Source organism: Mesorhizobium sp. B2-4-19 (assembly GCF_006441315.1).
Classification (GTDB): domain Bacteria; phylum Pseudomonadota; class Alphaproteobacteria; order Rhizobiales; family Rhizobiaceae; genus Mesorhizobium.
In genome coordinates this window covers 76,712-101,260 of record NZ_VFUV01000016.1, presented here as the reverse complement: position 1 = coordinate 101,260, position 24,549 = coordinate 76,712, and the positions used below count along the sequence as shown (strand labels likewise).

Annotated in this window: 25 protein-coding genes and 1 tRNA gene; 18 read left to right on the top strand and 8 right to left on the bottom strand. The window is 63.1% G+C overall.

Going from position 1 to position 24,549, the window contains the following annotated elements; genetic code table 11:
• The first annotated feature begins 11 nt into the window (after positions 1 to 11).
• Positions 12 to 86: transfer RNA gene (locus tag FJ546_RS23710), tRNA-Glu, on the top strand.
• A gap of 112 nt (positions 87 to 198) precedes the next feature.
• Here the strand turns inward: FJ546_RS23710 and FJ546_RS23705 are convergent.
• Complete coding sequence (locus FJ546_RS23705; protein ID WP_140891544.1) at positions 199 to 648, bottom strand: hypothetical protein; 450 nt, start codon at positions 646 to 648, stop codon at positions 199 to 201.
• Positions 649 to 1,297: 649 nt separating this feature from the next.
• Between FJ546_RS23705 and FJ546_RS23695 the strand changes: the two genes are divergently transcribed.
• The 4 genes from FJ546_RS23695 to FJ546_RS23680 all read left to right on the top strand — a co-directional run bounded on the left by FJ546_RS23695 (position 1,298) and on the right by FJ546_RS23680 (position 4,206).
• Positions 1,298 to 1,687 (top strand): hypothetical protein, encoded by a 390-nt coding sequence (locus FJ546_RS23695; protein WP_210243120.1) that lies wholly within the window; start codon positions 1,298 to 1,300, stop codon positions 1,685 to 1,687.
• Between the two features lie 397 nt (positions 1,688 to 2,084).
• On the top strand, positions 2,085 to 2,666 hold the full coding sequence (locus FJ546_RS23690; RefSeq protein WP_140891542.1) for a VOC family protein: 582 nt from the start codon (positions 2,085 to 2,087) through the stop codon (positions 2,664 to 2,666).
• Between the two features lie 29 nt (positions 2,667 to 2,695).
• Positions 2,696 to 3,571: a glutathione S-transferase family protein gene (locus tag FJ546_RS23685; RefSeq protein WP_140891541.1), complete on the top strand. Its 876-nt coding sequence runs from the start codon at positions 2,696 to 2,698 to the stop codon at positions 3,569 to 3,571.
• Between the two features lie 263 nt (positions 3,572 to 3,834).
• On the top strand, positions 3,835 to 4,206 hold the full coding sequence (locus FJ546_RS23680) for a hypothetical protein (RefSeq protein WP_140891540.1): 372 nt from the start codon (positions 3,835 to 3,837) through the stop codon (positions 4,204 to 4,206).
• A 31-nt stretch (positions 4,207 to 4,237) separates the two neighbouring features.
• Here FJ546_RS23680 and FJ546_RS23675 read toward each other — a convergent pair whose 3' ends face one another.
• Entirely contained in the window at positions 4,238 to 4,453 is a 216-nt protein-coding gene (locus tag FJ546_RS23675) for a hypothetical protein (protein WP_140891539.1), read from the bottom strand.
• Positions 4,454 to 4,584: 131 nt separating this feature from the next.
• On the opposite strand from FJ546_RS23675, the gene FJ546_RS31330 reads away from it, so the two are divergent.
• The gene (locus FJ546_RS31330; RefSeq protein WP_246686935.1) at positions 4,585 to 4,731 is read left to right on the top strand and encodes a hypothetical protein; all 147 of its coding nucleotides are present in this window, start codon (positions 4,585 to 4,587) and stop codon (positions 4,729 to 4,731) included.
• Positions 4,732 to 4,851: 120 nt separating this feature from the next.
• Positions 4,852 to 5,088 carry a hypothetical protein gene (locus FJ546_RS23670; protein WP_095772144.1) on the top strand — a complete coding sequence of 79 codons (237 nt, stop codon included), beginning with the start codon at positions 4,852 to 4,854 and terminating at the stop codon, positions 5,086 to 5,088.
• 29 nt (positions 5,089 to 5,117) lie between these two features.
• Here FJ546_RS23670 and FJ546_RS23665 read toward each other — a convergent pair whose 3' ends face one another.
• Positions 5,118 to 5,438, bottom strand: a complete 321-nt coding sequence (locus FJ546_RS23665) for a hypothetical protein (RefSeq protein ID WP_246686939.1) — start codon at positions 5,436 to 5,438, stop codon at positions 5,118 to 5,120.
• A 215-nt stretch (positions 5,439 to 5,653) separates the two neighbouring features.
• Here FJ546_RS23665 and FJ546_RS23660 point away from each other — a divergent pair, with 215 nt between their 5' ends.
• The 7 genes from FJ546_RS23660 (at position 5,654) to phoB (ending at position 15,545) form a co-directional block, all read left to right on the top strand.
• Complete coding sequence (locus FJ546_RS23660; RefSeq protein WP_140891537.1) at positions 5,654 to 9,826, top strand: PAS domain-containing protein; 4,173 nt, start codon at positions 5,654 to 5,656, stop codon at positions 9,824 to 9,826.
• Between the two features lie 514 nt (positions 9,827 to 10,340).
• Entirely contained in the window at positions 10,341 to 11,396 is a 1,056-nt protein-coding gene (gene pstS, locus FJ546_RS23655; RefSeq protein WP_140891536.1) for a phosphate ABC transporter substrate-binding protein PstS, read from the top strand.
• Between the two features lie 66 nt (positions 11,397 to 11,462).
• The gene (pstC, locus tag FJ546_RS23650) at positions 11,463 to 12,446 is read left to right on the top strand and encodes a phosphate ABC transporter permease subunit PstC (RefSeq protein ID WP_140891535.1); all 984 of its coding nucleotides are present in this window, start codon (positions 11,463 to 11,465) and stop codon (positions 12,444 to 12,446) included.
• A 3-nt stretch (positions 12,447 to 12,449) separates the two neighbouring features.
• Positions 12,450 to 13,301, top strand: a complete 852-nt coding sequence (gene pstA, locus FJ546_RS23645) for a phosphate ABC transporter permease PstA (RefSeq protein WP_140891534.1) — start codon at positions 12,450 to 12,452, stop codon at positions 13,299 to 13,301.
• Entirely contained in the window at positions 13,298 to 14,101 is an 804-nt protein-coding gene (pstB, locus tag FJ546_RS23640; protein WP_010911898.1) for a phosphate ABC transporter ATP-binding protein PstB, read from the top strand. The genes pstA and pstB overlap by 4 nt, the downstream gene beginning before the upstream one ends.
• A 25-nt stretch (positions 14,102 to 14,126) precedes the next feature.
• Positions 14,127 to 14,834, top strand: coding sequence for a phosphate signaling complex protein PhoU (gene phoU, locus FJ546_RS23635; protein ID WP_010911897.1), 708 nt, complete (start codon positions 14,127 to 14,129; stop codon positions 14,832 to 14,834).
• A gap of 21 nt (positions 14,835 to 14,855) precedes the next feature.
• Positions 14,856 to 15,545 (top strand): phosphate regulon transcriptional regulator PhoB, encoded by a 690-nt coding sequence (gene phoB, locus FJ546_RS23630; protein ID WP_010911896.1) that lies wholly within the window; start codon positions 14,856 to 14,858, stop codon positions 15,543 to 15,545.
• A 12-nt stretch (positions 15,546 to 15,557) separates the two neighbouring features.
• Here phoB and FJ546_RS23625 read toward each other — a convergent pair whose 3' ends face one another.
• A complete protein-coding gene (locus FJ546_RS23625; protein WP_140891533.1) occupies positions 15,558 to 16,808 on the bottom strand; it encodes an ROK family protein in 1,251 nt (416 codons plus the stop codon).
• Positions 16,809 to 17,080: 272 nt separating this feature from the next.
• On the opposite strand from FJ546_RS23625, the gene xylF reads away from it, so the two are divergent.
• The 4 genes from xylF (at position 17,081) to FJ546_RS23605 (ending at position 22,214) form a co-directional block, all read left to right on the top strand.
• Positions 17,081 to 18,121: a D-xylose ABC transporter substrate-binding protein gene (xylF, locus tag FJ546_RS23620; protein WP_019861602.1), complete on the top strand. Its 1,041-nt coding sequence runs from the start codon at positions 17,081 to 17,083 to the stop codon at positions 18,119 to 18,121.
• A 144-nt stretch (positions 18,122 to 18,265) separates the two neighbouring features.
• Positions 18,266 to 19,597, top strand: a complete 1,332-nt coding sequence (locus tag FJ546_RS23615) for a sugar ABC transporter permease (protein WP_095787972.1) — start codon at positions 18,266 to 18,268, stop codon at positions 19,595 to 19,597.
• A gap of 13 nt (positions 19,598 to 19,610) precedes the next feature.
• Positions 19,611 to 20,423 carry an ATP-binding cassette domain-containing protein gene (locus FJ546_RS23610; RefSeq protein WP_140891532.1) on the top strand — a complete coding sequence of 271 codons (813 nt, stop codon included), beginning with the start codon at positions 19,611 to 19,613 and terminating at the stop codon, positions 20,421 to 20,423.
• A 150-nt stretch (positions 20,424 to 20,573) separates the two neighbouring features.
• The gene (locus FJ546_RS23605) at positions 20,574 to 22,214 is read left to right on the top strand and encodes a CHASE domain-containing protein (RefSeq protein WP_140891531.1); all 1,641 of its coding nucleotides are present in this window, start codon (positions 20,574 to 20,576) and stop codon (positions 22,212 to 22,214) included.
• A 91-nt stretch (positions 22,215 to 22,305) separates the two neighbouring features.
• Here FJ546_RS23605 and FJ546_RS23600 read toward each other — a convergent pair whose 3' ends face one another.
• The 4 genes from FJ546_RS23600 to FJ546_RS23590 all read right to left on the bottom strand — a co-directional run bounded on the left by FJ546_RS23600 (position 22,306) and on the right by FJ546_RS23590 (position 24,414).
• Positions 22,306 to 22,551, bottom strand: a complete 246-nt coding sequence (locus FJ546_RS23600) for a YMGG-like glycine zipper-containing protein (protein WP_095772156.1) — start codon at positions 22,549 to 22,551, stop codon at positions 22,306 to 22,308.
• Positions 22,552 to 22,633: 82 nt separating this feature from the next.
• Complete coding sequence (locus tag FJ546_RS23595) at positions 22,634 to 22,960, bottom strand: hypothetical protein (RefSeq protein WP_140891530.1); 327 nt, start codon at positions 22,958 to 22,960, stop codon at positions 22,634 to 22,636.
• A gap of 130 nt (positions 22,961 to 23,090) precedes the next feature.
• A complete protein-coding gene (locus FJ546_RS31325; RefSeq protein WP_181168062.1) occupies positions 23,091 to 23,267 on the bottom strand; it encodes a hypothetical protein in 177 nt (58 codons plus the stop codon).
• Between the two features lie 112 nt (positions 23,268 to 23,379).
• A complete protein-coding gene (locus FJ546_RS23590) occupies positions 23,380 to 24,414 on the bottom strand; it encodes a sensor histidine kinase (protein ID WP_140891529.1) in 1,035 nt (344 codons plus the stop codon).
• Positions 24,415 to 24,549 lie beyond the last annotated feature (135 nt).

The following is a 24,549-nucleotide window of genomic DNA, read 5'->3' as shown; positions in this document are numbered from 1 at the left end:
GGTTCTTGAGCGCGCCCATCGTCTAGCGGTCAGGACACCGCCCTCTCACGGCGGGAACAGGGGTTCGATTCCCCTTGGGCGTACCAAGAGACTCAATGATTTAGCTGAATGTGGATCAAGACCGTCAAGTAACGGTCAAATATGCTGTCTGGTGGATACCGCTCAGGGGGTTGCCCAGGTGGGAAATGCGGGTGGCGGCTAGGCAGCCGGCGTCCCCTTCGCCGTAACGGCGCGATGGATTTCCTCGGTCAGGCTATTGTTGACCTCGATGAGCCGGTGCACCTCATCCTGGATTTTCAAGAGCGCTTCGGCATCCTTGTAGGTCTGCAGCGCTTGCTTGTCTGAGGCGGCGGCCGAAACCTTTTGGCCAACCATGATTACCGACAGCAGCACCAGCTGCAAGAATGTCTGTGCGATCCAGGCGATCAGCGTCGCTACTCCGCCCTGTATGGCAGCCGGCAAGCTGATGAGGGCGATCCCCGCAAAGACATAGGCGCACCACATCGTGCCAACAGAGTTCGTGATAACGAGAGCGATTGTCCCGTTTAGGCCCAGTTGCTCATGCCGGGTGAGGTGAGGTCCGATCTTCTCGCGTTCCTTAATGCGCGGATTGGGAATGTGTTCGACATTCACGATTGGCTTTTTCATGAACGAGATCATGGCCGGCTGATACCGGAAACACAAGCCGGCCACGCGCCGAACCTGGCGCTTAAGCCGGCCGACGGTGAAGCGGACAGATGCCCAATGGACTACCTCTAATAGTGCCTGTGATGGTGGTGGTAATAGTGCCTATGGTGGTAATAGTGCCCATGGTGGTAGTAGTGTCTATGGTGGTAGTAGTACCGTTGCGGGTAGTAGTAGCGGTGGTAGTACCTGTGGTATCGGTAGTATGGACGATATGGCTCGTAGTACGGATCATCGTAGTACGGGCCGCTATAGCGATAGGGGAAAGGGAACCCTCCGAAACCACCATAATAGCCGCCGAAGGGCGAGAAGAGGAACTGCGCCTGGGTCGGAGAAGCGACGGCAGCTGTGGTAGCAAACGCGAGCACGGATACGAGTATCAGCTTCCTCACGGTTACCTCCATCGGTTCGATCGTAAATAACGCGAGCGCCGGTCGAATCGTTCCTTTCCTTATGCTCAGTCGTGGTCTCAGGTGAATCGCCTCCGTCAGGTCGCTCACCTTGCGCGAGAAGGCACAGGGAATGATGATAGCCCGCAGGGCTTCCCCTGCCGTATCGATCGAACAAGACCTGCGCCGACTTCCAGGGGCCTGTCAAAATAGATATTGCCTCCATGATCGACGCACCCAAGCGTCAGGATCCCGATGAGACCAACGAGCTGGGTTTCCAGGCGATCGAGGCGCGTAAAGCTCCCTTGCCGGTCGGCTACCGACAGGGTGTGATCTCCGCGATCACCGTATTGCTCGGGTTTTCGCTTCTTTTCCAACGGTATTGGAATTTCGAAGCTGATGGCGGATGGACGGCGGCCTCGATCCTGGCGACGCTCCCGCTCGCGCTGGCCATCGTCCTGCAACTCGTCGCATTGTGGCGTTCGCTGCTCCCGCGCGACGACGACCAGCCGGTCTATCAGGTCACACTGCGCTGGTTCCTCGCCTCGATCATCGCTCTCCTGGCGGGCGTGCTGCTTGCCGGGCTGACCGCTTCGCACGTCTTCAATCTTTGATCGGGGCAATTCCGGGCTGTTCGACCATCGGCTTTTACGCCGCAAGGTCGTCTTGGCGAATGCACGGAAAAGCCCCGCCGACCGGGAGTCAAGCGGGGCCCTTGGAGTAGCCGCAAAAGGGGACTGGCTTCGGACTACTCATTGATCCGTAGGATCATTTTCAATGTAGTCCTCAAGATGAGATGCCGCATCGGCCGAATAGATGAAGGAAACAGCCTTATCCAAATTTCAAGGCCATATCGCCGTCCTGCAACGATGGGACTTGCAGCTTCTGGCGCGGCGGGGCCGATTGCATTAGCATCACGTCATGGATTTCGAGGGCACGGCTCAGGCGGCGCGCAGAACGCCGGGTGCCAGGCAGATCTGACGACCAATCGATGCCGCGGGGAGAAGGCCGATGCAGAAACTGCAAGCACAAGGCGTCCATCACATCACACTGGTCGGCGCCGGGCGCCAGACCTCGATCGATTTTTGGGAAGGCGTGCTCGGCATGCCTTTCATCTTCGAGCAGCCCAACCTCGACAAGGCCAGCGAGAGCCATCTCTATTTCGATCCGGGCGACGGCCGGCTGATCACCATCTTCACCGATGAAAGCCGCGTGCCGCTGAAGCGGCGCACACCGACCGATTCGGGCTGCGTCCACCACATCGCGTTCGCGGTGTCGCGGGTCACCTTCCTGCAGGCGGTCGCCCGGCTCGACGATCGCGGCATCAAGCACAGCGGCGTCAAGGATCGCGGCTTCATGGATTCGATCTATTTCGAGGATCCGCTTGGCCTTTTGATCGAACTCGCTTCCTATCGCTTCGAACCGCCGGCGGGTTTCACCCATGCCGATGTGCTGATGCAGGCGCACAGGCTGCGTGTCGGGCGCGGCGACTACAATATTGCCGAGGTGCATCTTGCGGACGCGATCCAGGCGCTTGTCGAGAGCTCCCGCGCGACCTTGTCGGATGACCGGGCGCCGAAGAATCCATACTGACGGCCAACAAAACAAAGGGAGGACGAAGAATGGCAAAGGCAGTGACCAAGAGTGCCGGGAAATCGGCTGCCAAGGCAAAGGCAAAAGCGAAGCCGGCGGTGAAGGCAGCCGCAAAGGCCGCGCCGAAGGTGGCCGCGAAAGCCGCGGCAAAGCCGGCGGCGCAAAAGTCGGCGCCCAAGACCGCCAAGGCCAGGTCTGCGAAAAAGCCGGCGTTGAAGCTCAGCATGCTGAAGCCGAGCGTCAACAACATGACGGTGCGGGTGTTTGCTCGCGCGGCCGGCTTCGACGCCACCGAGACCGACGCCTGGGGCCACACGCGTTCGCCCGAATATCTGGCGCGCAATCCGGCGCATCTGACGCCGATGATCGAGGACAAGGGGTTGCCCAGAGGCGTGCTCTGGGAAAGCTGCGCCATCATGCAGTATCTCGCCAACAAGCACGGGTTGGAGAAATTCTATCCCAAGGCGCCGGCCAAACGGGCGATGATCGACAGCGCCATGTTCTATCTGATCGGCACGCTCTACCCCTATGTGGCGCGCGCCACCTATCCGGCGCTGGGTTTCCCGCAATATGCCGGCGAGGTCGGCCACAGCGATGCCCATCCCGACAGGAAGTCGGAAGCGCAGAAGGCCGCGATGGCGGCGATCGCCGAGCCGCTGGAGGTCTTCCACAGCTTCTTCAGGGACGGCAAGCCGTTCATCGGCGGCACGAACCCGTCGATCGCCGACATAAGGCTGGCGGCGACTCTCGAATTCCTGGCGGTCATCGACTACCCGCTGCCCAAATGGGCGCAGGAGTACATGGCAGCCATCGAGAAGAAGCTCGGCAAGGCCTATGCCGAGCCGGCCGGCGACGTGCGCGGCTATATCGCCTATGTGCGGTCGCAGGCGAAGGCTTCAGCTTAAGGGTTCGTTAACCAAAGCCCTGTCTACTGGCGGGAATTCACCACGCGACCACGGATGTACTGGCGCATTGTCGGTGGAAGGAAAGGTCGGCTCCGTGCCGGCCTTTTTGCTTTTCGGACCTATGCCGGGACCTTGCGCGGCGGTGATAGGGCCGCGCCGGAGCATCAACTTTTCGCGTCGGGATATTGTCATCGCCGACATCGCCTCTAACATTCCGTTGAGCGGATCCGGCTTGGAATGCCGGCCTGAGAAGAGGGCTTGCGATGAAATGCGTGGTGGCAATGCTGACAATCGCCGGTGGAATGCTGGCTGGGACGCTCCTCCCTGCACAAGCAGCAGTGCTCAACACAATGGATGATGTCGGGGACGCGATCCAGGCATGCTGGACACCGCCGGCGGACGCGGGCAATTCCACAGTAACCCTGAGTTTCAGCTTCAAGCGCGACGGCTCGCTGATCGGTCCGCCGCGGCCGACCGCCGCCAAGGTGGCCGGCGATGATAAGGCGCGAAAGGCGTTCATCGACGCGGCCATCGCCGCCGTCAAGAATTGCACGCCTCTGAGTCTTTCACCGGCTTTGGCGCAAGGCATTGGTGGCAACGTCTTCACGTTGCAACTGGTTTCCCCAAAGAAATAGCGGCTGGCGCGGCCGCTTCGGAGCCGTTTGCTCAGTGGCTCCGGCGGCGTACCTTGGCGTGCCGCGCCAGATCCGGGGTCTCGAAGACATAGTCGCTCCAGGCCGACTCCGGGATGTGCCCGGCCAGATAGCACTCAAGCAACAGGGTTTCCTCGGGATTGAGCGGTCGTGGCGCGCGCTCGTGATCCAGCCCGAGAGAATGAAAAAGGTTTCTTGTCAGTTCCGATACCGTGAAATGGATCGACATCTGGTTTCTCCTATGCCTTCAACGCGACAGTCAGGCAAAGGTTTCAGCGTCAAGCTTCGGCAACGTCGGATTGATCGTTCGCCCCGGAGCCACGGCCCGGCAATTCCGATAGTCGCCGGCCGGCTGCTTTGTTGCCGCGGCCAAAGCCGGATTTCGGCAGTGTCGCGGCAATCCCGCAATCCGGCAGCGAGGTCTCGGGGGCCGCTCAATTGCAGTCGATCGAAGCCGGTACGCGGCCGGTGCGTATCGTCGGCCCGGCCTTCTTCCCGGCTGAATGACCTCTCCTCTCCGGGATAACCGGCTGCAGCGCGCCGTCATGATGAAGCCGCCCTACAGGACCCTACTGGAACGGAGGGGTGCCAACGGCGTTGTGATCGACATCAGCCGGGAGAAAAGCCATGGCCACGTTCAGGGAAATGCGGGTTCTGGAGATCGTCGAAGACGGCTCCCTGACCCATGACGAGAAGGTCGCCGAACTGCGTAAGATCGAATCCGAGGCGCGCGGCCTGCAACGGGCCGCATCGGAGAGTTCCATGGGTGATGATGACGGCTGGCAGGACGATTTGCGCCAGGTTCGCCTTGCTCTCGACAAGCTTGGCGCGAAGCAACCGAAGAAGGGCGCGGCATCGCTGTAAGGCTGCGGGGAACGCTCCCCGAATTGCGCCTATTCGCAGACCATGCGAACGCGCTCGCCTGGTGCGCTCACGTTCCTGCATGCCAGTTGTTTTTCCGGGCCCGACGGCGGGGGCGGCGGCGCTGAATGTCGCGTCTGATGCCGTCTGTGCCCGGCAGGTTTCAAAGCCCTGCGTTCGGAAAATTGTCCGGGCGGCTGCGGCGATACCGGAAAGGCGCCGTTGTCGGCCGGCGGCGTGTAGTCGACATTGGGTGGGGGCCGGTCCCAGAAGCGCCTGGCGTCGAGCGGCCGCGGGATGATGACCGTGCCGTCATAACTGCGCGCACAGCCGCTGCCGAAAAGCAGCGCCACGCCCAGCAAGAAAGGCCCTATCCGTCGATACATTAGCAACACCCCTGGGCGGCTTATAACGCGGCCTTGGCCCGCCCGACAACCGGACGGAATAACGCAGGAAGAGCGTGCCGGTTGCGCCGTTAAGGTTAGCGGATCGTTAATGCTTCTCGGGCACATTCCGCCGACGAACCGCGGAGGGAGGGTTCGGCCTTGATTTTCGGGGTGGGGACAGGATGGCGGAAGCGGACGAAGCAATCGGCGCGCGCGGCAAGCGTGAACCCGAAAAGCCGGTGCATCGCGGCGACGCGCCGCCATGCGCGGACATGGATTCGCCCGACGCGCTTCGCCAACTGCTCGAGGCAGGCTCGGACTGGGTCTGGGAGACCGATGCCGAACTGCGGTTCTCCTGGCTCTCACCCACCTACCAGGCGGCCACCGGCATCGATCCGGCTGATGTGCTGGGCCGGTTCCGCTTCGATTTCCTCAACCAGGTCCTGAAGGGGAATCACAGCGCAGCGGCGCATCTGGAGGATTTGCAGGCGCGCCGGCCGTTCCGCGACTTCGTCTATGAACTGAAGGGAGGCGGCGCCGACTGCCGCTGGGTGCTTACGTCAGGCTTCCCACGGTTCGACAAGGAAGGAAAATTTGCCGGCTACCGCGGCATAGGCCGCAACGTTACCGCATTGGCCGGCGCCTTCGAAACCATGGAGCAAAGCCCGTTGTCGGGCAGCGATCCCGACCGGCATCTTGCCGACCTCGAACGGACGATGGACGCCATGCACATGGGCGTCGTGCTGCTCGATGGCAAGCTCGACACGCTGATCGTCAACAAGGCCTATCGCGACCTGTCCAGCATTCCGGACGGCGCTGTGACCATTGGCGCTCCGTTCAGCCAGTTGATGGAACTCAACCGCCGCAACGGCATCTATGGCGATATCGACGAACAGCAGTGGCAGCGCTACCTCGCCAGCCGTATCGAGGAGATTCGCGCCGGCTCCGTCTCGCCTCGCGAATTTGTCCATGCCAGCGGCAGGACGATGATGTTCTCGGTGACGGCGTTGTCCGGCGGCAAGCGGCTCTTGACCTACTATGAGGTTACCGAACTCAAGCGTCGCGACGCCGAGATCGAAGGCGCCAACGCCAAAATCGCCGAGACCTTCGTCAATCTCCGCACCATGGTCGATGAGATGCCGATCGGTGTTCTCGTGCTGGATGCCGATATGCGCGCCGAAGTCATCAATCGCGCCTTTTATGACTTCTGGAGGATCGATCCAGGCCGCGCCGGAATCGGCTCGGCCTTTCGCGAACTCATGGAAGCCAGCCGCGCCATCGACCCTTACGGCGCCGATGACGCTGCCTGGCAACGTCATACCGCCGAGCGCGAAGCCGAAATCAGGGCCGGCGTCGCCGGCTCCAGACAATTGCCGCACAATGACGGGCGCACGCTTGTCGCATCGCTGGCGCCACTGCCTGGCGGCAAGCGGCTCATCTCCTATGTCGACGTCACCGACATGAAGGGGCGCGAGACCGAGGCACAGGATGCGCGCAAGCACCTCGCCAGCGTGCTGGAATCGCTGCCGGCCGGCGTCATCATCTACGACCGCGACGACAAGTTCGTCTTCGCCAACCGCAAACTGCAGGACACGCTGCCGGCGCTGAAGCCCTTCTGGCAGCCTGGCTGCAGCTTCCGCGAGGCGTTGGAATTCGGCCAGTCGGTCGGCTATTTCCGCTCGAGCGGCGATGCCGGGATCGACAGGCTGTACGGGGTCGAACCCGAACGCTGGCTCGACAGCATACTGGCCCGCTACCACCTGCCGAATTCTTCCTACGAGCGCCTCAATGCCGATGGGCGCTGGTACCAGGTCTACGACATGCGCACCGATGACGGGACGTTCATCGGCGTGCGCGTCGACATCACCGACATCAAGAGCCGCGAGGCGGCGCTGCGCGACTCGATGCGCCAGATCGATCTCTTCCGCCACGTCATGGACGAGTTGCCGGTGGCCGCCTTCATCAAGGCGCAGGACCTGAGCATCGAATTCGTCAACAAGGCCTGGTGCGCGCTGACCGGCATCGCCAAGGAAGACATCATCGGCCGGACCGACCGTGAGCTTTTCGGCACGCAAGACGCGGAAAGCTACAGCCATGACGACACCCAGGTCGTCGTAACCGGCAAGGGCCTCGAGGTCGAAGAACCTGTCACCCATCGCGACGGCACGGTGCGGCAGTTGATGACGCGCAAGAGCCGCCTGGTGGCGACCGACGGATCGGTGCATCTGGTCGGCTCCAGCACCGACATCACCGACGTCAAGGCGCGCGAGAAGGCTCTGGAAGAGAGCATGCGCGAGAACGAGGTGTTCCGCAGCCTGATCGACAATGTACCTGTGTCGATCTACGCCAAGCGCTCCGATCTCAGGCAGTTCTATGTCAACAAGGGCTGGTGCGAACTGACCGGTCTCAGCAGGGAAGATGCGATCGGCAAGACCGACATCGAGATTTTCGGGGAGGACGGCGAGGCGTTCGTGGCCGGCGATCTCGCCGTGCTGCGCACCGGCGACACCCAGGAGATCGAGGAGACGGTGCGGCTTGCCGACGGCAGCGTCAGGCATCAGTTCGCGCGCAAGGGCGCGATGATCGCGTCGGACGGTTCGCTCTACCTGATCGGATCGACCACCGACATCACGGAACTGAAGATGCGCGAGGCGGAGCTCAGCGAAGCGCGCCAGCGTGCCGTGCTCGCCGACCGCGCCAAGTCGGAATTCCTCGCCAATATGAGCCATGAGATCCGTACGCCGATGAACGGTGTGCTGGGCATGGCTGAACTCCTGGCCAAATCCAATCTCGATCCCAAGCAGAAAACGTTCACCGACATCATCGTCAAGTCGGGCAACGCGCTGTTGACGATCATCAACGACATCCTGGATTTCTCCAAGATCGATGCCGGCCAGATGGTGCTCGATCCAGCGCCCTTCAACCTTGCCGAGGCGATCGAGGATGTAGCGACGCTGGTGTCGACACGCGCCAAGGAAAAGGATCTCGAACTCATCGTGCGTGTCGAGCCGAGGCTCGAAAGCCTGTTCATCGGCGACGTCGGCCGCATCCGGCAGATCGTCACCAATCTGGTCGGCAATGCGGTGAAATTCACCGACGAAGGCCATGTGCTGGTCGACGTGACCGGTGAGAGGGTTCCGACCGGAACCAGGCTGACGATCTCGGTCACCGACACCGGGATCGGCATCCCCGAGGAAAAACTGAAGCTGGTGTTCGAAAAATTCAGCCAGGTCGATACCTCCTCGACACGGCGGCACGAGGGCACCGGGCTTGGCCTTGCCATCACCTCACGGCTGATCGAACTGATGGGCGGCACCATCGGCGTCGAGAGCGCCGAGGGCAAGGGCTCGACCTTCTGGTTCACCGTGACGCTGCCCAGGGCCGGACAGAGCGGGCAGCGGATCATGCCGGTGGATGTGACGGGCGCACGCGTGCTGATCGTCGACGACAATGCCGTCAACCGGGCCATCCTGACCGAACAGATGACCTCGTGGACGTTCGATTCCTGCGCGGCCGAAAGCGGCGCGGAGGGCCTCAAGGTGCTGATCGCGGCCGCCGCCTATGGCGTGGGTGTGGACTGCGTCGTGCTCGACTACCAGATGCCCGAAATGAGCGGCGCCGAAATGGCGCGCATCGTGCGCAGCACCGAAGGCCTCGCCGACACGCCCATCATCATGCTGACCTCGGTCGACCAGTCGCTCGCCAACACCAGCTACCGCGATCTCGGCATCGACGCCCAGCTGATCAAGCCGGCGCGTTCCTCGGTGCTTCTGGAGACGCTGGTGGCGACCATTCAGCGCCATCGCCACGCCACGGACAGCCAGGCCGTCCAGCCGCCTGCAGCCGAAAGGCCCGATACTCCCCAGCCGCCGCCGCTGGCGCTGTCCGAACAACGCGCGCAATTGCAGCCGCCGCCGGTTCGGCCTCGGCTGCCCGTCACTGGCGGTGATGGACACAGGCTGGACATACTGGTGGCCGAGGACAATGAGGTGAACCAGATGGTCTTCACCCAGATCCTTGGCGAGACCGGCCATGGTTTCGAGATCGTCGGCAATGGCCGCAGGGCGCTCGAGGCTTTCGGCAAGCTCAATCCATGCATGATCCTGATGGATGTCTCGATGCCGGAGATGAGCGGGCTCGAGGCGACCGCCGCGATCCGCCGGCTGGAGCAGGAAACCGGCACGCATGTGCCGATCATCGGCGTGACCGCGCATGCGCTCAAGGGCGATCGCGAACGCTGCCTGGAGGCGGGCATGGACGACTATCTGCCCAAGCCGATCAGCCCCCGGGCCCTGCTGGAGAAAGTCGAGCGCTGGCTCGGCGCCGGCCGCCAGGTCCAGCGCAACGCAGGATAGCACGGCGTCGCCCGGTTCCAAGGATCCGAATCAATCGCGGATTGTGCTGCTACCCCTGCGTGCAATGCCTATGGTGCGATCGCACCATACCAAAGCCGGCGCCGAGCCGGGACAATGGCAAAATCGAATTCCGCCCTTGCAGTTACGGGCGGGAGCAGCGACCGCCGGCAACAAACAGCGTCAACCTACCCCAACGGACCTGTTTTTGGCGATGGCCCGGCCATGACACGCTCTGGCCTTGAGCAACGCGCTCCCGTCCGGATTTTCTTCATCCGAGAAAGCCCGTCGATTCCGGCGGCGGCTCCGGCCGGTGGATGGCTCAAGTCCCTGATTCCGGGCGCAAACTCGGATCAGGCCGCCGCCATCCGACGCGACCGCCTTTTGCACGGCCGGCGACGCGTTACCGGGCTGACACGAAACTGTCATGCGACTGTAATAATCCAAGGCTATTGGCCTCAGCGGGCGCTGTTAGGAATGGCGCCGAGAGACCATCTTCCGAACAGGAGCAGGCCAAATGAGACATTTCATCCGCTCGACGGCCGTTGCGATCGCAATGGCTACAGCGTCTACCTTCACCCTTTCCGCAGCCATCGCAGCTGACCTTTCCGGCGCTGGCTCGACCTTCATCTATCCGGTGTTCGCCAAGTGGGCCGACACCTACAAGAAAGACACCGGCATCGGCCTCAACTATCAGTCGATCGGTTCGGGCGGCGGCATCAAGCAGGTCATCGCCAAGACCGTGACCTTCGGCGCCACCGACAAGCCGATGTCCGACGCCGATCTGGAAAAGAACGGCCTCGTGCAGTTCCCGATGGTGATGGGCGGCATCGTGCCGATCGTCAACCTGACCGGCGTCAAGCCGGGCGAACTCGTCCTCGACGGCAAGACGCTCGCCCAGATCTATCTCGGCGCCATCACCACCTGGGACGATGCCGCGATCAAGGCGCTGAACCCCGGCCTCACCCTGCCGTCGACCGCGATCGCCGTCGTGCATCGTTCGGACGGCTCGGGCACCACCTTCAACTTCACCAACTATCTGGTGAAGCTCTCGCCCGACTGGAAGGACAAGGTCGGTTCGGACTCCGCCGTCGAATGGCCGACGGGCGTCGGCGCCAAGGGCAGCGAAGGCGTTGCCAACACCGTCAAGCAGACGGACGGCGGCATCGGCTACGTCGAATACGCCTATGCCAAGCAGAACAACCTGTCCTACTCCAAGATGCTGAACGCAGCCGGCAAGGTCGTCCAGCCGTCGCTCGAATCCTTCGGCGCTGCCGCTTCGAATGCCGACTTCAAGGGCGCCAAGAACTTCAACGTCATCATCACCAACGAGCCCGGCGACGCCACCTGGCCGATCGCTGCCTCGACCTGGGTCCTGATCCACAAGGCTCCGGATGATGCCGCTGCCACCGGCGAAGCCCTGAAGTTCTTTGCCTGGGCCTACAAGGACGGCAAGGAAACCGCCAAGGCGCTCGACTACGTCTCGATCCCCGACAGCGTCGTCGGCCTGATCAAGGCTTCGTGGAAGGCCGACATCCAGGCCGGCGGCAAGCCCGTCTACGTTGGCGAGTAACATCCTCCAAAGGAGCGCCGCACCTGCGGCGCTCCTTTTCCTTCAACTGAAAGAGCCGAGCTTGACATGAGCGCTGTCCAGGAAGCCTTGCCAGCCGTTAGAAGTTCGCGCGACGCCACCGTTCGACGGTTCGCGCTGACCGACGCAATCTTCCAGGCGACAACCCGCGCCGCCGCGATATTGGTGCTGGTCCTGCTCGGCGGCGTTGCGATCTCGCTGTTTGCCGGTTCCTGGCAAGCCCTGTCGACCTTCGGCTTTTCCTTCCTGACCAGCGAAAGCTGGAACCCGGTGACGGAGAAGTTCGGCGCCCTGGCACCGATCTACGGCACCATCATCACCTCGGCCATCGCCATCCTGATCGCCGTGCCGCTTGGCATCGGCATCGCCATCTTCCTCACCGAGCTTTGCCCACGCCCGCTGCGGCGTCCGATCGGCATGGCGGTTGAACTGCTGGCCGGCATCCCTTCGATCATCTATGGCATCTGGGGCCTGTTCGTGCTGGCGCCGTTTCTGCAGACGACGGTGCAGCCCTTCATCATCAGCGTGTTCCACGGCATTCCGGGCCTCAACAGCCTGTTCGCAGGCCCTCCTTACGGCATCGGCCTGCTGACCTCGGCGATGATCCTGGCCATCATGATCCTGCCTTTCATCACCTCCATCACCAAGGACGTCTTCGACACGGTGCCGTCGGTGCTGAAGGAATCGGCCTATGGCATCGGCTGCACGACCTGGGAGGTCACGCGCCGGGTCGTCATTCCCTACACCCGCATCGGCATCATGGGCGGCATCATGCTCGCCCTCGGCCGCGCGCTCGGTGAAACGATGGCGGTGACCTTCGTCATCGGCAACGCGCACCGCATCTCGACGTCGCTGTTTGCGCCGGCAACGACCATCTCGGCGACCATCGCCAACGAATTCACCGAAGCGGTCGGCGATCTCTACACCTCCTCGCTGGTCGCGCTCGGCCTGATCCTGTTCGTTATCACCTTCCTGATCCTTGCCATCGCCCGCTACATGCTGATGCGCATCGACGCCCGCACGGGAGCCTGACCGATGTCGACAGCCGCATCGCTTCACCAGAGCCGCAAGCGCAAGAACGGCGTGATGATGGCGCTGTGCGTCGTCTCTGCCGGCATCGGCCTTGCCTGGCTGGCGTTGATCCTTGGCGCCTTGCTCTACAAGGGCCTGGCCGGCGTCTCCCTCTCGGTCTTCACGGAAATGACACCGCCGCCCGGCGACGCCGGCGGCCTGCTCAACGCCATCTACGGCAGCATCATGATGACCATCATCGGCATCATCGTCGGCACGCCGATCGGCGTGCTGGCCGGTACCTATATGGCCGAATATGGCCGCTTCTCGAAGCTCACCACGGTGGTGCGCTTCATCAACGACATCCTTCTGTCGGCGCCGTCGATCATCATCGGCCTGTTCGTCTATGAGCTGATGGTGCGGCCGATGGGGCATTTCTCGGCGATCGCCGGTGCCGTAGCACTCGCCATCCTGGTCATCCCCGTCGTCGTGCGCACCACCGAGGACATGCTCAACCTGGTGCCCAACGCCTTGCGCGAAGCCGGCACCGCGATCGGCGCGCCGCGCTGGGTGGTCATCCGCTCGGTTGCCTATCGTGCCGCGCTTTCGGGCATCGTCACCGGCATATTGCTGGCCATCGCCCGCATCTCCGGCGAGACCGCACCGCTTCTTTTCACGGCGCTGAACAACCAGTTCTGGTCGAGCAATCTCAACGCGCCGATGGCCAGCCTGCCGGTCACCATCTTCCAGTTCGCTCTCAGCCCCTATGAGGAATGGCAGCAGCTGGCCTGGACCGGTGCACTCATAATCACATTGACGGTTCTCGCGCTCAGCATCCTTGCGCGCAGCCTGACCGGACGCAGAGAGGACAAATGAGCCAGATGTTGTCTCCAGACATGACGATCGCCGCCGAGGCGGTGACCAAGGCCAAGATCGAGGTCAAGAACCTCAACTTCTACTACGGCCAGTCGAAGGCGCTGAAGGATATCACGCTGTCGCTGCCCGAGCGCAGCGTCACCGCCTTCATCGGCCCGTCGGGTTGCGGAAAGTCGACGCTGCTGCGCGTCTTCAACCGCATCTACGAGCTTTATCCCAAGCAGACCGCCGAGGGCCAGGTGCTGCTCGACGGCCAGAACGTTCTCGACCGCTCGCAGGACCTCAACCTGCTGCGCACCAAGATCGGCATGGTGTTCCAGAAGCCGACGCCGTTCCCGATGTCGATCTACGAGAACATCGCTTTCGGCGTCAGGCTCTACGAGAAGATCAGCAAGGCCGAGATGGACGGCCGTGTCGAGCAGGCGCTCAAGCGCGCGGCACTGTGGACCGAGGTCAAGGACAAGCTCAATGCCAGCGGCCTTAGCCTGTCGGGCGGCCAACAGCAGCGGCTGTGCATCGCCCGCACCGTGGCGGTGAAGCCTGAAGTCATCCTGCTCGACGAGCCGGCCTCGGCGCTCGACCCGCTGTCGACCGCCAAGATCGAGGAACTGATCGACGAGTTGCAGGCCGACTACACGATCGTCATCGTCACCCACAACATGCAGCAGGCGGCGCGCGTCTCGAAGCAGACCGCCTTCATGTATCTGGGCGAACTGGTCGAATTCGACCGTACCGAGAAGATCTTCACGTCGCCTCGCGAGAAGCGCACGCAAGACTACATCACTGGCCGCTTCGGCTGATCGCACGCATACGAGGACCAGGATCATGGCCGAACACACAGTCGCAGCCTTCGACGAGGATCTCGGACAGATCAGCAGGCTGATCAGCGACATGGGCGACCTTGCCGGCTCGATGGTCGGCGGCGCCACCAAGGCGCTGCTGAACTCCGACAATGCGCTCGCCCAGCGCGTCGTCTCCGACGACGCCATCATGGATGCGCGCCAGCGCGAGCTCGACGACCGCGCCATCACGCTGATCGCCAAGCGCCAGCCGATGGCCGACGATCTGCGCCATGTCGTCGGCTCGATCCGCATGGCCGGCGACCTCGAACGCATTGGCGACCTTGCCAAGAACATCGCCAAGCGCGTCGGTACTGTAGGCCTCAGCGCCACGCCGCGCGACCTGTCGCATTCCATCGACGCCATGGCGCAGCTGGTGCTGATCCAGGTGCAGGGCGTCATCGAGGAGTATGCGGCGCGCGATGCCGCGGCACTGGCGAAGCTGCGCGCCGACGACGAGCGCATCGACGTCAAATACACTTCCGTCTTCCGCGAACTGCTGACCTATATGATGGAAGATCCGCGCAACATCACGGCTTGCACGCATCTGTTGTTCTGCGCCAAGAATCTCGAACGCATCGGCGACCACGTGACCAACATCGCCGAGAATGCGTACTATGTCCTGACCGGCACGCAGCTGCCCGCCAACCGTCCAAAACAGGACGAGACGGCGATGTCGGCGCCGGCGGCCTGAGAGCGCAGGGGTAACCAATCGATGATCGCACCACGCATCATGGTGGTGGAGGACGAGGAGCCGCTCGGCGTGCTCCTCCGCTACAATCTGGAATCGGAGGGTTACCAGGTCGAGGTGGTGACACGCGGCGACGAAGCCGAAATCCGCCTGCAGGAGAACGTGCCCGACCTCCTCGTGCTCGACTGGATGGTGCCGGCGGTATCCGGCATCGAACTCTGCCGGCGGTTGCGAATGCGGCCCGAGACCGAGCGGCTGCCGATCATCATGCTGACCGCGCGGGGCGAGGAAAGCGACCGTGTACGTGGGCTTTCCACCGGCGCCGACGACTATCTGGTCAAGCCGTTCTCGACGCCGGAATTCATGGCCCGCGTCAAGGCGCTGCTGCGCCGCGCCAAGCCGGAAGTGCTGTCGAGCGTGCTCAAGGTCGGCGATATCGTGCTCGACCGTGAATCGCACCGGGTCTACCGCAAGAAGAGCGAGATCCGGCTCGGGCCGACCGAATTCCGCCTGCTCGAATTCATGATGCGCCATCCCGGCCGCGTGTTCTCGCGCAGCCAGCTGCTCGACAATGTCTGGGGCGAGACGATCTACATCGACGAGCGCACCGTGGACGTGCATGTCGGCCGGTTGCGCAAGGCGGTCAACAATGGCCGCATGCCGGATGTCATCCGCACCATCCGTGGGGCGGGCTACGCGATCCGCGAGGATTGAGCACGACCTGACTCAGGCAACGTTTTTCTTCGCGGCGGGGCCTGCTTTCGTTTGCACGCCGGGCGCGAAAATCTCCTGGTCGACGAAGGTCAGCGCGCGCATGGCGCAACCTTCGCGGATCAGCGGCAGTTCGTTCGGTTCGGTGTCGAAGGAGATCGATTCCGAGTGCTGGCCACCGGCGGTCTGGGCGATCGCCTCGCGCAATGCCGGCTCGATCAGGTCGAAGGCGGCGGCGCTGACGCCGACCATGGCGACGGGCGCGGGATCGATCAGCGCGAACAGGCTGCCGAGGCCGTAACCCAGCGCCTCGCCGGCCTTGCGATAGGCTTCGCGCTCGGGCCCGTCCCGTTCCCGTGCCGTCGTGGCCAGCGCCCGCATCTGCGCGTCGCTGACATCGGCCACAGGCTCGGTGTCCTCGCTGAGCTGCCTGGCATTGCGCCAGATGGCGTAATTGCCGGCATAGGCCTCGACACAGCCGCGCCGTCCGCAGCGGCAGAGCGCGCCGCCGGGCCGATGGATCATGTGGCCGAACTCGCCGCCCGAGGAATGGGTGCCGGTGAACAGCTCGCCCTTCAGCACCAGCCCCATGCCGATGCCGTGCGAAAGCAGGATGGCGATGAAGTCGTCGCGGTAGCGCTCGGGATCGCGCCTGCGCAGCGCCACCGCCATCATGTTGCAGTCGTTTTCCATGGTGGCGGGGATGCCGAACTCGGCTTCGAGTATGTCGGCGAAGGCGATGTCGGTCTGCGGCGTGATCGGCGACCACAGCATCGCCCGGGCCTCGGTATCGGTGATGCCCTGGATCGCCAGCGCGATGCGGGCGACGCTGCGCACGTCAATGTCGGGATCCTCGAGGCGCCGCCTTACGATGGCCACGCATTCGCCGATCAGCGCCTCGCGCGACATGGTCAGCGTGTCCAGCCGGCGCTGTTCTTCCGATATCACCTGGCCGGCATAGTCGATGACTGCGACCGACAGGAAATTCAGCGACAGCACCACGGTCATCACAGCCGCGGCCTCCGGATTGAGGCCGAGCCCGACCTGCGGCCTGCCGCGTTTCAGCGCGCCGGCCTCGCTCGGCTTGCCCTCGGCCAGGATGCCTTCGCCGATCAGGTCGGAGGAAATCGCCGATATGGTCGAATGGCTGAGGCCGGTGGTCGCGGCGATCTCGGTGCGTGAGGGCCGGCCAGCCTGGCGCACGGCCGCGATCACCATCGCCCGGTTGCGCCGGCGCAGATCGTCGTGGCGGATTCCGACCGACATGTTTTTTCACATCCTCCCGGTCGCCGCGGTTCTTCCGGCCTCCTCGAACGCTGCCGGCGACACGGTCAAATACTGGCAGAAGCGGCCGGTGCTGTCATTTATTTATTGCGAAGCTCGAAAAAAATTCAGAGGGACATCAAAATCCATCAGAATCGTTGTTGACAGCGTTCCGGTGTTGGCTCAGTGTTTTTTCGAGGCTCGAAAAAATAGGGCCTCTGTGCCGGCCTTAGGGCCAGTTTGGTCGCGCCATACGCGGCGCAGGGAGGAATATCATGAAGAGATTCACGGCCGCCATCCTGGCGGGTGTCGCCATGTCGCTGACGCTTGCGTCGGTCGCGCAGGCGAAGGACAAGGTCATCGGCGTTTCGTGGTCCAACTTCCAGGAAGAGCGCTGGAAGACCGACGAGGCCGCCATGAAGAAGGCGATCGAGGCCGCCGGCGACAAGTACATTTCCGCCGACGCGCAGTCCAATCCCGGCAAGCAGCTTACCGATGTCGAGAGCCTGATCTCGCAGGGCGCCAATTCGCTGATCATCCTGGCCCAGGATGCCTCGGCCATCGGCCCGGCCGTGCAGAAGGCGCTGGACGAAGGCATTCCGGTCGTCGGCTATGACCGCCTGATCGAGAACAAGGACGTCTTCTACCTGACCTTCGACAACAAGGAAGTCGGTCGTTTGCAGGCCAGCGCGGTGTTCAAGGCCAAGCCGGAAGGCAACTATGTCTTCATCAAGGGCTCGGGCGCCGATCCGAATGCCGACTTCCTGTTCGCAGGCTCGATGGAAGTGCTCAAGGCTGCCATCGACAGCGGCAAGATCAAGAATGTCGGCGAGGCCTATACCGACGGCTGGCTGCCTGCCAACGCCCAGAAGAACATGGAGCAGTTCCTGACCGCCAACGACAACAAGGTCGACGCGGTCGTCGCGGCCAATGACGGCACCGCCGGCGGCGTCGTCGCGGCGCTGACGGCGCAGGGGCTTGCCGGCACCGTGCCGGTCTCGGGGCAGGACGGCGACCATGCCGCGCTGAACCGTATCGCGCTCGGCACCCAGACCGTGTCGGTGTGGAAGGACGCGCGCGAACTCGGCAAGAACGCCGCCGAGATCGCCTCGCAGCTGGCCGACGGCAAGAAGATGACCGATATCGCCGGTGTGAAGGACTTCACGACGCCTGGCGGCAATACCGTCAAGTCGCTGTTCCTGACCCCGGTCGCCATCACCAAGGACAATCTCAACGTCGTCATCGACGCCGGCTGGATCAAGAAGGACGAAGTCTGCGCGGGCGTCGCCGCCGGCAGCGTCGCCGCCTGCAACTAAACGGCGCAATACCGTTCGATATCGACGCCGCGGCCCAAAGGCCGCGGCGTTTCTCAAGGGGCTTCCCGCTTCAAATGACCGCGGAAAGCAAATAGCATCCATGTTCGGAACCCGCGCCAGACGGTAAACCGGTGGGAGGATAGCATGACCGACACGACCTCTAATCAACCGGTCGGCAGCACGGCAGCGGACAGGGCGCGTGCATCCGAACTCAGCGCCGTCGGACGGTTCCTCAAGGCTACCGAACTCGATACGCGCATGCTCGGCATGATCGGCGCGCTGCTGGTCATCTGGGTCGGCATCCATATATTGTCGGGCGGGCTTTTCCTGACGCCGCGCAATCTGTGGAACCTGTCGGTGCAGACCTCGTCGGTCGCGATCATGGCGACCGGCATGGTGCTGGTTATCGTCATGCGCAACATCGACCTCTCGGTCGGATCCGTCGAAGGCGTGATCGGCATGATCATGGGCGTGGCGCAGGCCGAATTCCTGATCCGCGTCGTCGGTTTCCAGCTTGGAAATCCATGGCTCTGGATCATCGCGCTGGCGGCCGGCGTGGCGCTTGGTCTGCTGATCGGCGCGTTCCAGGGCTTCATCATCGCCTATATGGAGGTGCCGGCCTTCATCGTGACGCTGGGCGGCCTGCTGGTCTGGCGCGGCATGGCATGGCTGATCACCAGCGGGCGCACGGTCGCGCCGCTCGACACGACCTTCCAGCTGATGGGCGGCGGACCACGTGGCTCGATCGGTGCCACCGCCAGCTGGATCGTCGGTGTCGTCGCCTGCGTGGCGGTCGCCTTCATGCTGCTCAACGGCAGGTCGCAGCGCAAGCGGTTCCACTTTCCGCTGCGCCCCGTTTGGGCTGAGACCTTGCTTGGCGTGGTTGCCTGCGCCGCTATCCTTGGCGCCGTCTGGATCGCCAATTCCTATCCATGGCCGATCGGCATCGTGCGCCAGTACGCCCAGCAGAACGGCATTACCGTTCCCGAAGGCGGGCTGTACATCGCGCATGGCATTGCCATACCGGTGCTGATGGCGGTGGCCGTGGGCATCATCATGACCTTCATCACCAAGCGCACGCGTTTCGGCCGTTATGTTTTCGCCATTGGCGGCAATCCGGAGGCGGCCGAACTTGCCGGCATCAACACCCGTTGGGTGACCATGAAGGTGTTCATGATCATGGGCGTGCTGGCGGCGGTCAGCGCGGCGATCTCGTCGGCCCGGCTCAACGCGTCGACCAATGCGCTGGGCACGCTGGACGAGCTTCTGGTCATCGCCGCGGCCGTCATCGGCGGCACGTCGCTCGCCGGCGGCTCCGGCACGGTGATGGGCGCCATGCTGGGCGCGCTTCTGATGCAGTCATTGCAGTCGGGCATGGTGCTGCTCGGCATCGACTCGCCACTGCAGAGCATCGTCGTCGGCGCCGTGCTGGTCATCGCGGTGTGGCTCGACACCGTCTATCGCAAGCGGGTTTAGGGGAGAAACGATCATGGCCGACAAAATCGCTCCCGCGACTGCCCCCAATGGCACGCCGCTGATCGACATGCGCAACATCTCGATCGCCTTTGGCGGCATCCGCGCCGTCGACGATGCCTCGATCGATCTTTTCCCCGGCGAGGTCGTGGCGCTGCTCGGCCATAACGGCGCCGGCAAATCGACGCTGATCAAGATCCTGTCGGGCGCCTACAAGCGCGATGCCGGCCAGATCTTCGTCAATGGCGAGGAGGCTTCGATCTCCAACCCGCGAGACGCCAAGAAATACGGCATCGAAACCATCTACCAGACGCTCGCCTTGGCCGACAATGTCGACGCCGCCGCCAATCTGTTCCTCGGCCGCGAGCTGATGACCGGCTGGGGCACGCTCGACGACGTTGCCATGGAGGCCGAGGCGCGCAAGGTGATGGGCCGGCTCAATCCGCGCTTCCAGCGCTTCAAGGAGCCGGTGATCAAGCTGTCGGGTGGCCAGCGCCAGTCGGTGGCGATCGCGCGCGCGATCCTGTTCAACGCCCGCATCCTGATCATGGACGAGCCGACGGCAGCCCTTGGTCCGCAGGAGACGGCGCAGGTCGGCGAACTGGTCAGGCAGCTCAAATCCGATGGTATCGGCATCTTCCTGATCAGCCATGACATCCACGATGTCTTCGAGCTGGCCGACCGGGTCTGCGTGATGAAGAACGGCCAGGTCGTCGGCACCGCGCGCACCACCGATGTCACCCAGGACGAGGTGCTCGGCATGATCATCCTGGGCAAATGTCCTCCGGGCGCCATCCCCGGGCCGGGCGCGCTGAAGATCGCCGCCTGAGACCTGCCGACGGCCCGAAATGGGCTGATCGGCATGGCCGGTTGCCGCACACGCGATATGCCAGTGATCGCGATGGCTTGGCCTTGCCATTGTGTTGGCCTGATGACTTGCCCATAAAGGTCCGGTATTGCCCATGGACCGCATCATCCGTTGAAGAAACTTTTTCCAATCGTTGCGTTCATCGCCGTAGCGCTGATCAGCATGACCATGGCGGGGTTCGCCTATTTCGCGACGCAGGAAGCCTCCCGCATCAAGTTCGAAGCGGCGGCCGACGACGCCCTCAACCGGATCGAGAGCCGTGTCGACCTGCATTTGTCGCTGCTGCGGTCGACACAGGCCCTGTTCGACGCCCGCAATGGGGATATTTCGCAGAGCGAGTTCAAGGCGTTTTTCAACGCGCTGGACATCGACAGCAATTTCGCCGGCCTGCGTGGCATCGGATTCCTCAGGTTCGTCAAGACGGGTGACGAGGCGGCGGTCGAACGCGACATCCTGCACGATTTTGGCGCCAGCCATCCGGTCTATCCGGATACGACGCAGCCCTGGCGCGCGCCCATCATGCTCTTCGAGCCGCTGGATCCGTCCAACCAGAGCGGCATCGGCTACGACATGTTCAGCGAACCGGTGCGGCGCGCGGCGATCGAAAAGGCGATGGCCGACGACCAGCAGCACGCCAGCGGGCTGGTGCAACTGGGCCAGGGCACAGGCGCGACCCAGACCTTCCCCGGCTTCCTGGTTTTCGTGCGGCTCAACGTCGAAACCGCGCCGGAAGTCATCAACGCATCACGATCCTCGACCGCGGGCTTTCTCTATGCGGCCTTCCGGGCCAGCGACCTGTTCCAGATCGCGCTCAGCCGGGCGCCGCTGCTGCCGGTCAACACCGAGATCTATGACGGCGCGGTGAACGGCGACAATCTGTTGTTCCGGTCGGAGACGCCGCCGGCCTCCACCTTTGGCGACCGGCTGCTGGTCACGCGCAAGATCACGGTAGCCGGCCGGCCGTGGACTGTGCTGTTCCGGCCGACCAGCGCCTTCTCGCAGCCGTCGTCGCGCGCCATCCCGGTGATGCTGGGGCTGTTCGGTCTGCTCGCGGCGGGCGCCATCGCGCTGGTGGCGCGCTATCAGGAGCGCGCCTATGAGGCGGCCTCGCGCCTGCACGAGACGACCGAAAAGAGCCTGCTCGAAAAGGACCTGATGCTGCAGGAGATGAAGCATCGCATCAAGAATTCGATCACCCGGGTGCTGGCGATCGCGCGGCAGACGGCGTCGCGGGCGACCGACGTCAACGAGTTTTCGGCGTCTTTTTCGGCCAGGCTGCAGGCGATGGCAGCCTCCCAGGACATGCTGACGCGCTCGCGCTGGCAGAAAGCCGATCTCGCCGAACTCCTGCGCATCGAGCTTGGCCAGGTGTTCGGCAAGGACCTGCCCGACGGGTTGTTGTCGGGACCGGAGGTGCTGCTCGACGAGACCACGACGCAGGCGCTTGGCCTGACCTTCCATGAGCTGGCCACCAATGCGCTGAAATATGGCGAAGCCGGCAATTCCGCCAATTCGCTCGGGAGCGACTGGGCGCTCAAGGTCGAGTGGTCGGTGGAAGGGCGCGGGCGGGAGCGAACACTCGCGCTGAACTGGCGGGAGGCCGGGAAGAAAAAAGTCGAGGCGCCGGCCGAGACCGGATTCGGCACCAAGCTGATCGACCTCAACGTCACGCGCGAACTGCGCGGCACCATCAGGCGCGATTTTCAGGCCGACGGTCTGAAGGTGGAAATCAAGATTCCGCTGACAGGCTGAGACGAATATTCAGGGCGACGGCAAACCGCACGCCCATACGTGCAAAATCCGGAGGCCGGCTGACCGGCCTCCGGATTCGACTGTCGCCGAATCAGTTGCAGCGCGCCGTGTAAATCCGGCCGCGATGATCGCGATACTGGCAATAGCCGTTGCGCAGGTTGCGCACCAGCAGGCCGGAACCGGCACCGACAGCCGCACCGATCAGCGCGCCCTTGCCGCCACCGACCAGACCGCCGACGCCGGCGCCAATCAAGCCGCCGCCAACCACGTCCTGTTCGGTCGTGGTGCAGCCGCTGAGAGCGGCCACCGCAACCATGGCAATAATCATCTTCCGCATTGAGTCACTCCTCACTTGTGTCCACACTTTGGTAAGCTCCAGCAGTCATTTAGCATGAAATGACGGCCTTTGCCGCGCGAATTTATTCTTGGCTAAGATAGTCTTTTTCTGGGCGCACCGCATTCGATGCCATGACAAGGCTGGAAATGGCAAGAGAGGCGTCGAGGCTCCCGTCGGGACGAACCTTCCAGACGACCTGGTCGTAGTCATCCTCAAGTGCTGGATCGACAGCGAGACATCTAGCGACGATGTGCTGCGCCTGCCCCTGGACGTCGCCCATGGCAAACGGCCGTTCGGCAGTGCATTCGTCGGCGGTTTCGAAAATGCTCACTGGCACCTGCAGCTCACGACAATCGGCCATCGAGTTGCTGCAGCCGATGACAAGCAACAATGCAGCGATGTGTTCCATGGCGACATGTCCTCTCGCCACAACAACGGCCCATATCGGCCAAAAGTTCCTGAGCAGGCGGGGTGACATGCGAATAATGCCGGCGCTGCAAACGGTTAACAGCGCGCAGTGTTGGCAGCAGTGGATTCGGTCAGGTCAGCTGGAACATTGCGATGAGGAGAATTGTCGAGGCCGCCGCCAGGACGACGCCCCACAGCAATGTGTGATGCGGCGAGGTAAGCGGCTCCGCGGATGCTTGGGGGGCCTCGAATTCACCCATCGAAACACGGGCAGCCTGTTCCAGTCTGTTCAATTCGGTGACGGTCAAGCACTCCTCCCATACCGTGCTAAAACCCAGCGGATTGCAGCGGCGTCTGGGTAAAACAGCATCTGCCCTTATGGTGAACAGCCGGTTAAGGATCGTTGATTGCCTCGGCCGTTCACTGCGTCTCGAAATTGCTGTGTGGGACGACAAGACGGTATTCAAGGCGGCCGTCCGCGATGCCGAGGCTTGCGGTTCCGCTCAGGGATGCCGGCACCACCCGCTCCAGCGCGATGCTGCCGAAACGCTTTTGACTCCCCCGGCCGTCATTGGTTCCTATGGCTTCGGCCCAGGTCAGCGAGAGTGTAACCTCGCCAGGGGTGATGACATCGAGATTGGCGGTCACTTCGACGAATCCATCCGGTCGGGACAGTGCGCCGTAGCTGACCGAGTTTACGGCAAGTTCATGCATCGCCAGGCCGATATGCAGCGCGGCATTGGGATTGAGATAGGGGTTGGCGCCCCGGAGGCGAAGGCTGTGCGATGTGTTCGTCCCATAGCGGCCGACCTGGCTCGTCACCAGTTCATGAAGGGCCGCACCTCGCCAGTTGGACGATGTCACCAGATCCTGGGAGGAGGAGAGCGACTGCAGCCGGCCGCGAAAGCGCGTGAGGAAGTCGCCGATGCCGTCGGAATAGCGACCGGTCTGCGTCGCGATGCTCTGGATGATCGCCAGCAGGTTCTTCGAGCGGTGGCTGACCTCGCGCAACAGCGTCGTCAGCGTCTGTTCGCGCCGCTTCTGCTCGGTCGTCTCGACCATGGTGGTGACGACACCTTGCACGTCGCCGGCGTCGCCCCGGTCGGCATCGACCCAAACCTGAAACCAGCGGACACCGTTTTCGACCGGGACACTGATCTCGAGGCGCTCCGGGTTGCCGGTGGCGACGACGTCGCGCTTGGCGGTGCTGACGCGGTCGGCCTGCGCCATCGGCAGGATGCCATTGCCGTCGGAGCTGTCCGAAATCCAGGGCGCGCGCATATTGCGGGCCCAGACGGTTTTCATGTCGCGGTCCTGATAGAGGACGGAAATGCCGGCATTGTGCAGCGCGTGGAGCAGAGCCCGGCCAAGCTGCATGCCACTTTCGGCCGGGTGCATGGCGATAACTTCGTCGCTCCGTGCGCCTTCCGTTTTATCGTCACTCCTGGAACGCATTGGCCGATCTATCCACCCAACTCACGCTGAACGGCTCACTATGAAATGGGTTCCAAATGAAGTTTCCGAGGAACCATCCCCCTGAAACGGTCCGCCGGACGGCCTCCTTTGAAGGATACCGCCCGGCGGTGGCTG

Coding starts and splice junctions, on each gene's coding strand:
- FJ546_RS23670 (WP_095772144.1), top strand. CDS start 4,852: ATGGCCACGTTCAGGGAAATGCGGGTTCTGGAGATCGTCGAAGACGGC.
- pstC (WP_140891535.1), top strand. CDS start 11,463: ATGAGCGCTGTCCAGGAAGCCTTGCCAGCCGTTAGAAGTTCGCGCGAC.
- FJ546_RS23690 (WP_140891542.1), top strand. CDS start 2,085: ATGCAGAAACTGCAAGCACAAGGCGTCCATCACATCACACTGGTCGGC.
- pstB (WP_010911898.1), top strand. CDS start 13,298: ATGAGCCAGATGTTGTCTCCAGACATGACGATCGCCGCCGAGGCGGTG.
- phoU (WP_010911897.1), top strand. CDS start 14,127: ATGGCCGAACACACAGTCGCAGCCTTCGACGAGGATCTCGGACAGATC.
- FJ546_RS23615 (WP_095787972.1), top strand. CDS start 18,266: ATGACCGACACGACCTCTAATCAACCGGTCGGCAGCACGGCAGCGGAC.
- FJ546_RS23625 (WP_140891533.1), bottom strand. CDS start 16,808: ATGTCGGTCGGAATCCGCCACGACGATCTGCGCCGGCGCAACCGGGCG.
- FJ546_RS23680 (WP_140891540.1), top strand. CDS start 3,835: ATGAAATGCGTGGTGGCAATGCTGACAATCGCCGGTGGAATGCTGGCT.
- pstS (WP_140891536.1), top strand. CDS start 10,341: ATGAGACATTTCATCCGCTCGACGGCCGTTGCGATCGCAATGGCTACA.
- FJ546_RS23695 (WP_210243120.1), top strand. CDS start 1,298: ATGATCGACGCACCCAAGCGTCAGGATCCCGATGAGACCAACGAGCTG.
- FJ546_RS23590 (WP_140891529.1), bottom strand. CDS start 24,414: ATGCGTTCCAGGAGTGACGATAAAACGGAAGGCGCACGGAGCGACGAA.
- pstA (WP_140891534.1), top strand. CDS start 12,450: ATGTCGACAGCCGCATCGCTTCACCAGAGCCGCAAGCGCAAGAACGGC.
- phoB (WP_010911896.1), top strand. CDS start 14,856: ATGATCGCACCACGCATCATGGTGGTGGAGGACGAGGAGCCGCTCGGC.
- FJ546_RS23600 (WP_095772156.1), bottom strand. CDS start 22,551: ATGCGGAAGATGATTATTGCCATGGTTGCGGTGGCCGCTCTCAGCGGC.
- FJ546_RS23610 (WP_140891532.1), top strand. CDS start 19,611: ATGGCCGACAAAATCGCTCCCGCGACTGCCCCCAATGGCACGCCGCTG.
- FJ546_RS23660 (WP_140891537.1), top strand. CDS start 5,654: ATGGCGGAAGCGGACGAAGCAATCGGCGCGCGCGGCAAGCGTGAACCC.
- FJ546_RS23705 (WP_140891544.1), bottom strand. CDS start 648: ATGAAAAAGCCAATCGTGAATGTCGAACACATTCCCAATCCGCGCATT.
- FJ546_RS23685 (WP_140891541.1), top strand. CDS start 2,696: ATGGCAAAGGCAGTGACCAAGAGTGCCGGGAAATCGGCTGCCAAGGCA.
- FJ546_RS23595 (WP_140891530.1), bottom strand. CDS start 22,960: ATGGAACACATCGCTGCATTGTTGCTTGTCATCGGCTGCAGCAACTCG.
- xylF (WP_019861602.1), top strand. CDS start 17,081: ATGAAGAGATTCACGGCCGCCATCCTGGCGGGTGTCGCCATGTCGCTG.
- FJ546_RS23675 (WP_140891539.1), bottom strand. CDS start 4,453: ATGTCGATCCATTTCACGGTATCGGAACTGACAAGAAACCTTTTTCAT.